Here is a 13,891-nt window from a genome sequence, read left to right as displayed (position 1 = left end):
GTTCGGCCGGTCCGGCACCGGAAGCGAACCCCGTCCCGGTGTCCCGCCGTCGCGGCGCAAACAGGTGGGCGGCCCCTCCCGGACCGGGAGGGGCCGCCCACTTTCACTCCGTCGGCCTACCTACCGCAGGCGGGCCATCAACGCGTGCTCCACGAGCGTGATCAGCGCCGACTTGGCGTCCGCGCGGTGTCGGGCGTCCGTCGTGATGATCGGGGTGTCGGGACCGATCTGCAGGGCCTCGCGGACCTCGTCCGGCTGGTACGGCTGCGAGCCGTCGAAGCCGTTGAGGGCGACGACGAACGGCCGGGTGTCCACGAGCACGATCGCGCCGATGGCGCCGCGCACCAGGTCGTCCCACATGAACCAGAACCGGTCCTGACCGGGCGTACCGAACAGGTACAGGATCAGGTCCTGGTCCAGGGTGATACGGCCGAAGTCCATGGCCACCGTCGTGGTGGTCTTGTCCCCGGTGTGGGTGAGGTCGTCGATCCCCGCCGACGCGGACGTCATGACGGCCTCGGTGCGCAGCGGGTTGATCTCCGAGACAGCCCCGACGAACGTGGTCTTGCCCACGCCGAAGCCGCCCGCCACCACGATCTTCGCGGAAGTGGTGGAGCGGGACGGACCCCCGCTAGAGCTTGCGAAGTCCACTGAGCACCCTTTCGAGCAGTGTCACGTCTGGCTGGCCGCCGGCGCTCTCGTCGCCGCCGGGCTGATGGATGGCGACCAGTCCCGCCTCCGCCAAGTCGGCGACGAGGATCCTGGCCACGCCGAGAGGGATGGTCAGCAGTGCCGAGATCTCGGCGACCGACTTGATCTCTCGGCAGAGGTTGCAGATCCGCTGATGCTCGGGCAGTTGGCCCTGCATCTGGTGCGGCTGCGCAGTGGTGTGCACCAGCGCCTCGATGGCGAGCTGGTAACGCGGGCGGGTCCGCCCACCGGTCATGGCGTACGGACGCACCAGCGGGTTGTTCGACGCCCCTGCGGGCGCCGGCTCCGGGGTGCGGCGGTGCGGCTGTACGGGCTGGATGCGCGGGGCCGACGGCTGGTCGTACGGTGACGGCCCGGGACCCTGCGGACCCTGGGGCGTGTACGGCCGCTGCTGGCTGGGCGCGGAGGGGAAGTTGTAACGGTTCGGGTTCTGGGAACCGTCGCCCTGGCCCTGGGCAGGGCCGTACGACCAGTTGCCCGAATTCGATCCGCCTGGGGGTGTTGCCACTCTCTCTCCTCCTCCGATGTGCCTGGCACCCATCACGTGGAAGCCGCGTCCCGAAACCCTACGGCCTCGGGACGCCAAAACGCACCGTCCGTTTGTTAGTTGAGAAGGCTCCCTTGGAGCTCCGCACGAAGGTCAGGGGTCAGGACCGAACCCGCTCGGTCCACCAGAAGGGCCATCTCGTACCCAATGAGGCCGATGTCCGCCTCGGGATGAGCGAGAACCGCGAGCGACGAACCGTCGGAAATGGACATGAGGAAGAGGAATCCCCGCTCCATCTCCACAACCGTCTGGTTCACGCTGCCCCCCTCGAAGATCCGGGAGGCGCCTGCCGTCAGGGACGTCAGACCGGAGGCGACGGCCGCGAGCTGGTCGGCCCGGTCGCGGGGGAAGCCTTCGGACATCGCCAGAAGGAGTCCGTCGGCGGAGACCACCACGGTGTGGGACACCCCCGGGGTGTTGTCCACGAAGTTGGTGATCACCCAGTTCAGGTTCTGTGCCGCCTGGCTCATCGGGCTCACACTAACGCTCCTGGTTGTAGGTGCTGTCAGGACCGAGGCCCTGGCCGTTCGTTTCACTGCTGCCTGCGTTGCGTCCGCGCTGGACGCCCCGACGCAGGTTGCTCAACCTGCCACGGACGTCCTCCGGGGCGCGGGAGACCTGAGGGCCTCCCTGGGGGGTGGTCTCGGCGGCGCCCTCGATCAGATTGGCCTTGGGCACCCGCCGCGGCAGGCCGGAGGAGGTGACCCCACCCGCCTTGGGCTTCTTCAGAGCGGAGGCCTGCTGCCAGCGCTCGTCGTTCGCCGAACGCCAGGAGTCGCCGCCGCCGTTGCTCTCCGCGGGGGAGGCCGCCGGCTCCTGCTTCGCGGGCCGGGCGCCGTTCGCACCGCTTGCGGCGGAGCCGCGGCGGGGGAGACCGGCGTCGGTCAGCGCGTGGGAGGCGGAGGAGGAGGGTCCCGGACGGTCGAAGCCTACGCGGTTCTGCTCACCCGCGTCAGCGGCCTGCGTGGATTCCGGTTCCGGAGCGTACTGGTCCTGGTAGCCGTTCTGGTAACCGTTCGTGTGGCCGTTCTGCTGGGGCCAGTCGTCCTGGTAGGACTGCTGCTCCTGGTACGGCTGGAAGCCCTCGGACGCGGCGGCGGGGGCCGCCGGACGCTCCTCGCGGCCGGGCTCCGCATACGCGGGGTCCGGGTAGCCGCCGTTCGACGCGAAGCCGTCGTTCTGCGGGAGGCCGCCGTTGCCGGAGAACGACTCGCCCTGCGGCATGCCACCGTTCGGCGCGAAGTACTGGTCGTCGTACGCCGGACGCTGCTGCTCCTCGTACGACGTCTGCTGGTCGAACGCCGCCGGCTGCTCGGCGTACCCGGTCGCACCGTTGTCGTAGCCGGCTCCGGCACCCTGCTGGGCGGGGTCGAAGCCGTTCTGGCCGGCGTCGTACGACTGCTGCTGACGGGACGCGTCGAAGCCCTCGGCGGACTGCTGCTGGCCCGTCGGCTGGCCCGGCTGGGTCTCCAGGGCCGCACGGCGCTCCTCGCGCATCAGCGAGCGGCCCACCGGGTCCAGGTCGCGGATGTCGTCGGGGACCTCGTACTGGCTGTCGTCGAAGCCGAGCTCCGCCGCGGTGCGCATCGGCAGACCGTTGTTGAAGTCCTCGCCGCCACCGCCGTAGTTCTGCTCCGGGATGATCTGCGAGACGGTGAACTCGTCGCGCGGCTGCTGCTCGCCACCGCCACCGTGGGTGATGGCGTCCGGCAGCATGACCAGCGAGGTGGTGCCGGCCTGCTCGCCCGAGGGGCGCAGCTGGACGCGGATACCGTGCCGGTCGGACAGCCGGCCGACCACGAACAGGCCCATGCGCTGCGAGATCGCGGCGTCCACCGTCGGCGGATTGGCCAGCTTGTGGTTGATGTCCGCGAAGTCCTCGGCGGTGAGGCCGATGCCCTTGTCGTGGATCTCGATCATGACCCGGCCGTCGGGGAGACGGGTGGCCGTGACGCGGACCTTGGTCTGCGGGGAGGAGAACGTGGTCGCGTTCTCCAGAAGCTCGGCGAGCAGGTGCACGAGGTCGGTCACGGCACGGCCGTGGATCTCGGCCTCGGGTACGCCGGACAGCTCGATGCGCTCGTACTGCTCCACCTCGGAGGAGGCGGCGCGCAGCACGTCGACCAGCGGGACCGGCTGGTCCCAGCGGCGGCCCGGCTCCTCGCCGGCGAGGACCAGGAGGTTCTCGCCGTTGCGGCGCATACGGGTGGCGAGGTGGTCCAGGCGGAAGAGGTTCTCCAGCTGGTCCGGGTCGGCCTCGTTGTTCTCCAGGTCGGTGATCAGGGTCAGCTGGCCCTCGATCAGGGACTGGTTGCGGCGCGAGAGGTTGGTGAAGATCGCGTTGATGTTGCCCCGGAGCAGAGCCTGCTCGGCGGCCAGCCGGACGGCCTCGCGGTGGACCTGGTCGAAGGCGCGGGCGACTTCGCCGATCTCGTCCCTGGTGTTGATGGGGATCGGCTGGACACGGGTGTCCACCCGGCCCGGGTCGGTACGCGAGAGCTGGTCGACCAGCATCGGCAGCCGCTGCTCGGCGATGCCGAAGGCGGCGTTGCGCAGCTGGCGCATGGCCTGGCTCATCTGGCGGGCCATGAGACTGGCGACGATGAACGCGGCGAGCAGGGCGATGATGACGATCGCGCCGTTGATGATGGCGTCGCGCTGCGCGTCGGAGGCGATCTCACCGGCGTCGGTGACCGCACGGTCGATGAGCTCGCTCTCGACCTGGCTGTAGCCCTCGAACTTCAGCGTCGCGGCGTTCATCCAGGCCTTGGCGGTGACCCCCTGCTCGGCGAGCTTCGACGGGTCCTGCCCGCTGGCGATCGCCTGGATCATCTTGTCCATGCTCGGCGGAGCGGTGAACTCCTCGCCCGCCGCTTCGGCCTTGGCCTTCGCGTCGGCGGCCTGCTGCGCGCCCTCCTCGGTCTTCTCCTTCATGACCTCGGTGAGCCGCGCGGCGTCCTCGGTGGTACCGCCGGAGACGTACTCCTGCTGGGCGATGCCCTCGAGGTAGGCGTACGACGTGAAGGCGGTGAGCTGCTGCCGGAAGACCGTCTCGTCGGGGCTCGGCCGGACCAGCAGGTGCATGCCGATGGCGCGCTGGAGGGACTCGGCGCCCTTGGCCAGGGCGACCGCGTAGACGGTGCGGCCGTAGGCGGTGATGTTGCCGGTGCCGAGGCCGAGTTCGTTGGAGAACTCCATCAGCAGGTGCTCGACCGCGACGTAGCCCTCTTCGGTCTTCACCGGGTCCAGGGCCTTGGTGTAGGCGGCGGCGCGAATCTTCGTCAGAGTCGGCTCGGCCTCCTCCACCAGCTTCAGACGGCGCTTGAGGCCTTCCTTGTCCGGCATCCCGACGACCTCGTCGTGGAAGGCGGTGGCCTTGGCGTCGGTGGTGGCGCGGGCCGCCTTGACGTTCGAGTCGTCCTTCTTGGACTGGAGCAGCGGCTGGGCGCTGATGTCCCGCTCGTTGAGCAGGGCCTCGGCGTACTCGCCGGCGGCGGCCACGATCTTCGCCGTCTTCTCGGCGTCGCGGGCCTCCTGCCAGGTGTCGATCGAGTTCTTCACCTGGAAGCCGCCCATGACCAGGCCGACCACCACGGGTATGAGCAGGATCGCGTTCAGCCGGGTGGGCACCCGCCAGTTCCGCGGGGAGAGGCGGCCGCCGCTCTTCGCGGGTGCGGACGCCGGCTCCGAACCGGGCACAGGGGCGGGCGCCGCTCCGCGCGGCGGCGGGGTGAAGTTGCCCCGGGCCGCCGGCTCGGGACTTTGCTTGCTTCGCCTCACTCGACCAACAACCTCTCGGCGGTCGGCACCTTCGTCGTGCCGCAGTGTCTCAGAGCCCGGTCAGCCATCGACCATGAGTACGTCATTGACTATTGGGCAGTTCAGGCATTCCAGCACGACGACCAGCGCTCTTCCAAACATGGGAAAGCCCTGGTTCGACGTGATGTAAGCCCCAGATAAAACGGTCAAAAAGAACGAGCCCCGCCAAAAGGCGGGGCTTTCGTGCGCGCAGTGAGACCAAGCGACCGCGACGCGTGTCGGTACCTGTGGATTCCACTGCCGAAACGTTATGAACGCCGGAGCCGACCGTGTCAAAGGCCACAGTCGGCTCCAGAGCGTCTACGACAACCGCCGTACGGCACCGGGTGCTTGAAAATTACCGCAGTCGCGCCATGAGCGCGTGCTCGACCAGCGTGATCAGCGCGCTCTTGGCATCGGAACGGTGTCGGGCGTCGGTCGTGATGATCGGGGTGTCCGGTCCGATCTGGAGCGCCTCGCGCACCTCTTCGGGCTGGTACGGCTGCGAGCCGTCGAAGCCGTTGAGGGCGCCGGGTGTCCACGAGCACGATCGCGCCGATGGCGCCGCGCACCAGGTCGTCCCACATGAACCAGAACCGGTCCTGACCGGGCGTACCGAACAGGTAGAGGATCAGGTCCTGGTCGAGCGTGATACGGCCGAAGTCCATGGCCACCGTGGTGGTGGTCTTGTCCCCGGTGTGGGTGAGGTCGTCGATGCCCGCGCTCGCGGACGTCATCACGGCCTCCGTGCGCAGCGGGTTGATCTCGGAGACGGCGCCCACGAACGTGGTCTTGCCCACGCCGAAGCCGCCCGCCACCACGATCTTCGCGGAGGTGGTGGCCCGCCCTCCGTCAGAGCTTGCGAAGTCCACTGAGCACCCTTTCGAGCAGCGTCACGTCCGGAGCGCCACCGTTGTTCTCGTCGCCGCCCGGCTGGTGGATGGCCACCAGTCCGGCCTCGGCGAGGTCCGCGACCAGGATCCGCGCCACCCCGAGCGGCATGGCCAGGAGAGCCGAGACCTCCGCGACCGACTTCACCTCACGGCACAGATGGCAGATGCGCTGGTGCTCCGGGAGCAGCCCCATGAGCGCTGCCGGATCGGCCGTGGTGCTGATCAGCGCCTCGATGGCGAGCTGATAGCGCGGCCGCGTCCGACCGCCGGTCATCGCGTACGGACGCACCAGCGGCTGGTCGCCCTCATCCCCGTACGGCTCCGCGTACGGATCATGATGGGCGGTGGGCGGGGTCATGGATCCTCCGGGCGGGACAGCATTCGCGGTCAGTCGTGCCGTCCGTCGAGGCCGGTGGGGGGATTGTGTCGGCCGGACGGTGATTTCGTGAGGTGGGTAGTGCCGGGGCGGGTCAGTGGAGCAGACTGCCCTGGAGCTCGGCGCGCAGGTCGGGCGTGAGGACCGCGCCCGCGCGGTCGACAAGGAGCGTCATCTCGTAGCCGACGAGGCCGATGTCGCACTCGGGGTGCGCCAGAACGGCGAGCGACGAGCCGTCCGAGACGGACATGAGGAAGAGGAACCCTCGTTCCATCTCGACGACGGTCTGCGCGACGCTGCCGCCTTCGAAGATCCGGGAGGCGCCGGCCGTCAGCGAGGTCAGCCCCGACGCGACCGCCGCCAGCTGGTCGGCCCTGTCGCGCGGGAAGCCCTCGGACATCGCGAGCAGGAGCCCGTCGGCGGACACGACAACGGTGTGGGACACCCCAGGGGTGTTGTCCACGAAGTTGGTGATCAACCAGTTCAGGTTCTGTGCCGCCTGGCTCATCTGACTCAACTAACGCTCCTGCTGGTGAGTGGGGCTCGGGAAACTGCCGGTCTGACCGTTGCCGGCCTGACGACCCTGCGCGATGCCCCGACGGAGATTGGTCAGCCGTCCGCGTACGTCGTCAGGCGCACGCGAGACCTGCGGACCGGGTTGGTGCTGTTGCTGCTGAGCCGTGCCCGGGACGAGGTTCGCCCTGGGCACCCGGCGCGGCAGGCCGGACGTGGTGACGCCGCCCGCGGCCGGTTGCCTGACCCGCTCTGCCTGCCGGACGAGTTCGTCGTTCGGCGAGGTGCGCCAGGAGGCGTTGGCGGCGGGACGCTGGGGTGCAGCCGGAGCCTGCGGCTCCTGGTGCTGCTGTTGCTGCGGAGCCTGGGCCGCACCGCCCGCCTGCTGACCGTGGAACCAGTTGGTCTCCAGCGTGTCGTAGAGCGGGGTGCGCCCGTCACCGGGACCCGAGGCCGGCGGCAGTGCCTCCGGCTCCGGACGCCCGACGGCGCGCTGCGGGCCGGTCGGCTGCACCGGGGTGCCGTAGCCACCCGACTGCGGAGCGCCGAACTGGCCCGTGGACGAGGGGTCCTGGCGGCCGGGCAGCGAGTGCTGACCGGTCGAGGAGGCGTCGTAGCCCGGGGTGGCGAACTGGCCGGTGGAGCCGTTGTCGTACGCCTGCGGAGCGTACTGGTTCGGTGCCGCCGAGCCGTTCTGGCCGCCGGGCGTACCGAAGACGTCGGACCGGGTGAAACCGTTCTCGTCCTGCTGGCCGCCGGTACCGGGGCGCTGGAACTGCGCCGGGTCCGGTCGGCCGTTCGTGCCCGGACGCTGGAACTGGCCGGTGTCCTGCCGTCCGCCCGGACCCGTCTGGGGGTTGCCCACGACCGGGAACTGGCCGGTGCTCTGGAGACCGTTCGCGAGGGGGCGGCCGAAGTCCGCGGGGCCCGCCGGGCCCTGGCGGTCGTCGGTGCGCGGGATCGCCGGTATCTCGGCGGTGGCGCCGGGACCCTGCCGGTCGTCGATGCGCGGCATCCGCGACGTCTGGGCGACGTCCGGCTCCTCGTGACCGCGCGGGGCGTCCAGCGGGCTGCGCGGGACCGGCGGCTGGGCGTTCTCGTCGCCCCAGCTGGTCACCCGCGGCTGCGGGTTGCCGCCCGGCAGCTCGGCGCGCGGACCACCGCGCGGCGGCAGCTGCGGCTGACGGCCGCGGCCGCCCTGATCGGCCTTGTTGTTCCGCGGCTGGGCCGGACGTCCGCCGAACATGTCCACACCCTGGGAGGCCGTACCGGCCGCCTGGAGACCCTGCGGCGTGCCCGGCGCCTGGCCGCCGAAGCCGGAACCCGCACCGGCCGGAGCCGGTCGGCCCTGCTGGGGGGAGGCCGGAGGCTGCTGCGGTCCGCGCGGCGGCTGACCACCGGGGCGGCCACCGCCGTCACGGCCGGGCAGCGCGGCCCGGGGACCCTGTCCGGCGGCGAGCCGGCCGCCGGTGCCGGGACCGGAGCCGAGGGCACCGCCCTGCGAACCGTTCTGGGAGCCGTTCTGGCGACGCGCGGCGGCGACGCCCGCGGCGGCCTGCGCGGCGGCGGGACCACCCGCGACGCTGCCCTGGCCGGGCTTGGGCTGAGGCTTCTTGCCGCCCTGGGCGACGTCCACGGGCAGCATGACCAGCGCGGTCGTGCCACCGGAGTCGGAGGGACGCAGCTGGATGCGGATGCCGTGTCGCTGGGACAGCCGGCCGACCACGAACAGACCCATGCGTCGGGAGACCGACACGTCCACGGTGGGCGGCGAGGCGAGCCGCTCGTTGATCGCGGCGAGGTCCTCGGGGGAGAGGCCGATACCGGTGTCGTGGATCTCGATCAGGACGCGGCCGTCGGGCAGCGCGTGACCGGTGACCTTGACCTTGGTCTGCGGGGAGGAGAACGAGGTGGCGTTCTCGAGCAGCTCGGCGAGGAGGTGCACGAGGTCGTTGACGACCCGGCCGGCCACTTCGGTGGTCGGCACGGAGGCCAGTTCGATGCGCTCGTACTGCTCCACCTCGGACGCGGCGGCGCGGAGCACGTCGACCAGCGGGACCGGACGGGTCCAGCGACGGCCGGGCTCCTCACCCGCGAGGACGAGGAGGTTCTCACCGTTACGGCGCATGCGGGTCGCGAGGTGGTCGAGCTTGAAGAGCGAGGACAGCTGGTCCGGGTCGGCCTCGCGGGACTCCAGTTCGGAGATGAGCGAGAGCTGACGCTGGATGAGGCCCTGGGAGCGGCGCGAGAGGTTGGTGAACATCGCGTTGACGTTGCCCCGCAGCAGGGCCTGCTCGGCGGCGAGGCGGACGGCCTCGCGGTGCACGTCGTCGAAGGCCGCGGCCACCTGGCCGATCTCGTCCCGGGAGTGCACACCGACCGACTCCACGGACGTGTCGACGTCCTGCGGGTCGGACTCGGACAGCTGCTTGACCAGCTCGGGCAGACGGTCCTGGGCGACCTTGGTGGCGGTCTCCTGGAGGCGGCGCAGCGAACGGATCATGGACCGGGCGACGACGAACGCGCCGACCAGCGAGACACCGAGCACGAGCAGGATCAGCGCACCGGAGATGATCGCTTCGCGCTCCGACTCGGCGCGCAGCTCACGCGCCTTCTGCTCCATGTTCTCGAGCAGCGTGAGCTCGATGTTGTTCATCTGCTTGATCTTGGTGGAGCTGGAGTCGAGCCAGTCCTGGTACGACTGCTTGTCCAGCGACTCGAGGCCGTTGGGGGAACCGAGGGCCCGCTTCGCGTAGGTGTCGGCGTCCTCGATGACCGGGTTGCCCAGCTCGATCGGCTTCAGCAGCTCCTCGGCGCCGCCGTCGCCGTAGATGCTGCGGAAACTCGAGAGCTCGGACTCCTCGTTCTCGAGGCCGGCCTCGGCGTACTGCCGGTCGTTCTCGGTGAGGTTGCCGTAGACGGTGTTGCCGACCGGCAGCGCCGCCGCGAGCACGGCGCGCTGGACGGAGGCGTACTCCTTGGCGGCGGAGAAGGCGGCCAGCGCACGCGTGCGCTGGATCATCTCCGGGTTGCTGGTGGCCTGCGCCATGTCCTGCGAGAGGTCGAGCAGGCTGGTGATGAGGCGGTGGTAGGCCTCCACCGTCTGGGTGGAGTTGCCCTTCTCCGCGTAGGCCGTCGAACGGACCTTGGCGAGGCTGCCCAGGTCGCTCAGCAGACCGACGAGGCTGTCCCGGACGCCCTGGAGGTTGCCGTCCGAGGTGGCGCCGTCGATCTCCTCCGAGGAGTCCTGGAAGGCGCTCAGCGCGCGGTCCGTCTTCTCGCGGAGACCCTTGATGCCGGGGTCGGTCGCCTTGCCGGTGTGCGCCAGCGGGCCGGCCGAGCGGTCGCGCTCGTCCTGGAGCGCGTCGGCCAGGTCGGTGGCCTGCTTGGTCATGTCCGTCAGCAGCTTCATGTTGTCGAGCTGCTGGATGTCGTCCATCGACTGGTTGATGCGCAGCGCGCCCAGCGAGGTGGCCGCGACCACGGGCAGGGTCAGCAGCGCCACCAGACGCGTGGAGATGCGCCAGTTGCGCAGCGCCACCCGCGGGCCGGGGCCGGTGGGGCCGGTCGGCGGCTTCGTCGGAGCCGGGGGAGGAGAACTCGGCGACGCGGACGCACCGGGACGCCCGGCGCGCTCACCGCCGTCGCCGGACGGATTGGGGCCCGGGTTCTGGGCGTGCTGGGGCGAGGAGCCGACTGCCATCGGGCCAGTCCCGCCGTGCGGCTCCGGCTCGGCCGAAGCGCTGCCATCCCTCTTGAAACGTCCCTGCACTAGCGTCGCAACCTCTGGACCAGGCGCCCCTCCGCGTGAACGGAAGGACGGTGTCGGCGTGTTGAGGGGCGTCCTGAATACGCCCCCCAATTGGTCGTGAGTAACCGGCGCTGGCTCCCCCTGTCTCGCCGCCACCGGGCGCGCTGGGCGCCCTCTGTGCGCCGGCTCGATCCCGCGGCGGTCCGAGGAATTCCAGCACAGTGCAGGATCTCCAACAAGGCCCGTTGGCCAGGCTGTGACATCCGTGACACGACGTGAGGGTCAAGTTACGGGATGTAGAAACCCATCCCACATAAGGCGGACATAAGGGTGTGAAGGGGTGGCGGTCGGAGGGTGTCCCAGTCGCCATGATCAGGAGCGGAATGAGCGCTTCAGGTGGTTAATGTCCGTTTAGTGACGGTCACCAGGCAGTCGGAAATGACCGTTTTGCCCCTTGATTCGTGAGCAAACTCACACGCTGATCATGCGACCTTCACGTCTTCACCGGGAATCGCGTGTTTAGCCTGACGCTTTACAGGGATGGCACATCCGACAAACCGCGCCTGTGCGGAGGCCCTTGAGGGCTCCCCGGACGCCCGGACACGACAGGGTCACGTACAACTGTGAAGACGACGACGATGTTCCACAAGATCGCCAACCCCCGGCGTACGACCCTGGCGCACCTCACGGACGCCGACGATCTCCAGCTCCCGGAGCAGCAGGAGCACTCCGTCGAACTTCCCGCCCAGACCGCGAACCCCAAGCGCACCATCCTCATGGAGGTGCCGGTGGCAGCCTCCGTCGTGGAGTAGATCTTCACGCGGAGATACGGGCACCGGCCGCCGAATGCTCAAAGCGGCCACCCACCGATGTCAAGGGCGTCCCCGGCCGGGGACGCCCTTCCGCGTTAGCCTGGGGCGTCACACTCCAGCCAGCTCAGTCAAGGGGCCAACCAACCCGTGCGCATCGCCAGGTTCTCCATCGACGGGAACGTCGCCTTCGGCGCGGTCGAGGGCGACAAGCCGGACGAGCTCGTCCTCGACATCATCAAGGGCATCCCGTTCACGGACTTCGAGCTCTCCGGCACCAAGGTGCCGCTGAGCAAGGTCCGCCTGCTCCCGCCCGTCCTGCCCAACAAGGTCGTGGCCTTCGGCCGCAACTACGCCGAGCACGCGCGCGAGCTGGGCAACGAGGTGCCGGACGCCCCGTTCGCCTTCTTCAAGCCGTCCACCTCGGTGATCGGCCCCGGCGACGCCATCCAGTACCCGGCCTTCTCCGAGGAGGTCCACCACGAGGCCGAGCTCGCCGTCGTCATCGGCCGGCTCTGCCGCGAGGTTCCCCGGGAGCGCGTCAAGGACGTGATCTTCGGCTACACCTGCGCGAACGACGTCACCGCCCGCGACGTCCAGAAGCGTGAGAAGCAGTGGGCCCGGGCCAAGGGCTTCGACACCTCGTGCCCGCTGGGCCCCTGGGTGGAGACCGGCCTGGACCTCGGGACCGCGGGCGACCTCACCGTCCAGCTGACGGTCAACGGGCAGCAGCGGCAGCTCGGCCGCACCAGCGAGATGATCCACTCGATCGAGGATCTGATCGTCAACATCACCGAGGCCATGACGCTGCTCCCCGGCGACGTGATCCTCACGGGCACCCCGGCAGGGGTAGGCCCCCTGGTCGTCGGCGACGAGGTCGCCGTCACCATCGAAGGCATCGGCACTCTCACCAACAAGGTTGTCAAGCGTGGCTAGCGCACCCGGCTCCCCCGTACGCGTCCGTTTCTGTCCCTCGCCCACCGGTAACCCCCACGTGGGCCTGGTCCGCACCGCCCTGTTCAACTGGGCGTTCGCCAAGCACCACCAGGGCACGCTGGTCTTCCGCATCGAGGACACCGACGCGGCCCGTGACTCCGAGGAGTCCTACAACCAGCTCCTGGACTCGCTGCGCTGGCTGGGCTTCGACTGGGACGAGGGCCCCGAGGTCGGCGGCCCGCACGCGCCGTACCGCCAGTCGCAGCGGATGGACCTCTACGCCGACGTCGCCCGCAAGCTCCTCGACGCCGGCCACGCCTACCACTGCTACTGCTCCCAGGAGGAGCTGGACACCCGCCGCGACGCCGCCCGCGCCGCCGGCAGGCCCTCCGGCTACGACGGCCACTGCCGCGACCTCACCGAGGCGCAGGTGGCGGAGTACGAGGCCCAGGGCCGCACCCCGATCGTCCGCTTCCGCATGCCCGACGAGACGATCACCTTCACGGACCTGGTCCGCGGCGAGCTGACGTTCACCCCGGAGAACGTGCCCGACTTCGGCATCGTCCGCGCGAACGGCGCCCCGCTGTACACGCTGGTCAACCCGGTGGACGACGCGCTGATGGAGATCACGCACGTCCTGCGGGGCGAGGACCTGCTCTCCTCGACCCCCCGCCAGATCGCCCTCTACAAGGCGCTGACCGAACTGGGCATCGCCCAGGGGACCCCGCACTTCGGTCACCTGCCGTACGTGATGGGCGAGGGCAACAAGAAGCTGTCGAAGCGGGACCCGGAGTCCTCGCTCAACCTCTACCGCGAGCGCGGCTTCCTCCCCGAGGGCCTGCTCAACTACCTCTCGCTGCTCGGCTGGTCGCTCTCGGCCGACCAGGACATCTTCACGATGGACGAGATGACCGCGGCCTTCGACATCGCGGACGTCAACCCCAACCCGGCGCGCTTCGACCTGAAGAAGTGCGAGGCGATCAACGCCGACCACATCCGCCTGCTGGACGTGAAGGACTTCACCGAGCGCTGCGCGCCCTGGCTGAAGGCCCCCTTCGCCCCCTGGTCCCCGCAGGACTTCGACGAGGCCAAGTGGGAGGCGATCGCCCCGCACGCCCAGACCCGTCTGAAGGTGCTGTCGGAGATCACCGACAACGTCGACTTCCTCTTCCTGCCGGAGCCGGTCTCCGACGAGGCGAGCTGGGCGAAGGCGATGAAGGAGGGCAGCGACGCGCTGCTCACGACGGCCCGCGAGAAGCTGGCCGCGGCCGACTGGACCTCGGCCGAGTCCCTGAAGGAGGCCGTCCTGGCCGCCGGCGAGGCGCACGGCCTCAAGCTCGGCAAGGCCCAGGCTCCGGTCCGCGTCGCCGTCACCGGCCGCACGGTCGGCCTGCCGCTCTTCGAGTCCCTGGAGATCCTGGGCAAGGACAAGACGCTGGCCCGCATCGACGCGGCCCTGGCGAAGCTCGCCGCGTAGCGGCACGTGTGCCCGAAGGGGCGGCGCCCGGTGACCCGGGGCGCCGCCCCTTCGGCATCTCCCGGACAGGGCGGCCGCCC

10 protein-coding genes and 1 pseudogene are annotated in these 13,891 nt (G+C 70.1%); 3 read left to right on the top strand and 8 right to left on the bottom strand.

What is annotated here, in order from left to right; all coding sequences use genetic code 11:
- Nucleotides 1-120 precede the first annotated feature (120 nt).
- The 8 genes and pseudogenes from ASD48_RS12080 to ASD48_RS12045 form a co-directional block, all read right to left on the bottom strand.
- Nucleotides 121-651 carry an ATP/GTP-binding protein gene (locus tag ASD48_RS12080; RefSeq protein WP_057601545.1) on the bottom strand — a complete coding sequence of 177 codons (531 nt, stop codon included), beginning with the start codon at nucleotides 649-651 and terminating at the stop codon, nucleotides 121-123.
- The gene (locus ASD48_RS12075) at nucleotides 632-1,219 is read right to left on the bottom strand and encodes a DUF742 domain-containing protein (protein ID WP_028807404.1); all 588 of its coding nucleotides are present in this window, start codon (nucleotides 1,217-1,219) and stop codon (nucleotides 632-634) included. Before ASD48_RS12075 ends, ASD48_RS12080 begins: the two co-directional genes overlap by 20 nt.
- A gap of 95 nt (nucleotides 1,220-1,314) precedes the next feature.
- A complete protein-coding gene (locus ASD48_RS12070) occupies nucleotides 1,315-1,728 on the bottom strand; it encodes a roadblock/LC7 domain-containing protein (RefSeq protein WP_037737006.1) in 414 nt (137 codons plus the stop codon).
- 10 nt (nucleotides 1,729-1,738) lie between these two features.
- A complete protein-coding gene (locus ASD48_RS12065) occupies nucleotides 1,739-5,038 on the bottom strand; it encodes a nitrate- and nitrite sensing domain-containing protein (protein ID WP_199875761.1) in 3,300 nt (1,099 codons plus the stop codon).
- Nucleotides 5,039-5,414: 376 nt separating this feature from the next.
- A pseudogene (locus tag ASD48_RS12060) lies at nucleotides 5,415-5,928 on the bottom strand (ATP/GTP-binding protein).
- Complete coding sequence (locus ASD48_RS12055; RefSeq protein WP_009190816.1) at nucleotides 5,909-6,307, bottom strand: DUF742 domain-containing protein; 399 nt, start codon at nucleotides 6,305-6,307, stop codon at nucleotides 5,909-5,911. The pseudogene ASD48_RS12060 and the gene ASD48_RS12055 overlap by 20 nt, the downstream one beginning before the upstream one ends.
- Nucleotides 6,308-6,419: 112 nt before the next feature.
- Nucleotides 6,420-6,833 (bottom strand): roadblock/LC7 domain-containing protein, encoded by a 414-nt coding sequence (locus ASD48_RS12050; protein ID WP_020128762.1) that lies wholly within the window; start codon nucleotides 6,831-6,833, stop codon nucleotides 6,420-6,422.
- A gap of 9 nt (nucleotides 6,834-6,842) precedes the next feature.
- Nucleotides 6,843-10,610: a nitrate- and nitrite sensing domain-containing protein gene (locus ASD48_RS12045; protein WP_057601544.1), complete on the bottom strand. Its 3,768-nt coding sequence runs from the start codon at nucleotides 10,608-10,610 to the stop codon at nucleotides 6,843-6,845.
- 602 nt (nucleotides 10,611-11,212) lie between these two features.
- On the opposite strand from ASD48_RS12045, the gene ASD48_RS12040 reads away from it, so the two are divergent.
- The 3 genes from ASD48_RS12040 to gltX all read left to right on the top strand — a co-directional run bounded on the left by ASD48_RS12040 (nucleotide 11,213) and on the right by gltX (nucleotide 13,811).
- Complete coding sequence (locus tag ASD48_RS12040) at nucleotides 11,213-11,401, top strand: hypothetical protein (RefSeq protein WP_057601543.1); 189 nt, start codon at nucleotides 11,213-11,215, stop codon at nucleotides 11,399-11,401.
- A 147-nt stretch (nucleotides 11,402-11,548) separates the two neighbouring features.
- Nucleotides 11,549-12,334, top strand: a complete 786-nt coding sequence (locus ASD48_RS12035; RefSeq protein ID WP_057601542.1) for a fumarylacetoacetate hydrolase family protein — start codon at nucleotides 11,549-11,551, stop codon at nucleotides 12,332-12,334.
- Entirely contained in the window at nucleotides 12,327-13,811 is a 1,485-nt protein-coding gene (gene gltX, locus ASD48_RS12030; RefSeq protein WP_079073732.1) for a glutamate--tRNA ligase, read from the top strand. Before ASD48_RS12035 ends, gltX begins: the two co-directional genes overlap by 8 nt.
- Nucleotides 13,812-13,891 lie beyond the last annotated feature (80 nt).

The organism is Streptomyces sp. Root1310, from assembly GCF_001426425.1.
In the GTDB taxonomy this organism is placed as follows: domain Bacteria; phylum Actinomycetota; class Actinomycetes; order Streptomycetales; family Streptomycetaceae; genus Streptomyces.
Note: the sequence above shows the minus strand (reverse complement) of the source record. Positions and strands in the feature narration are given on the sequence as shown.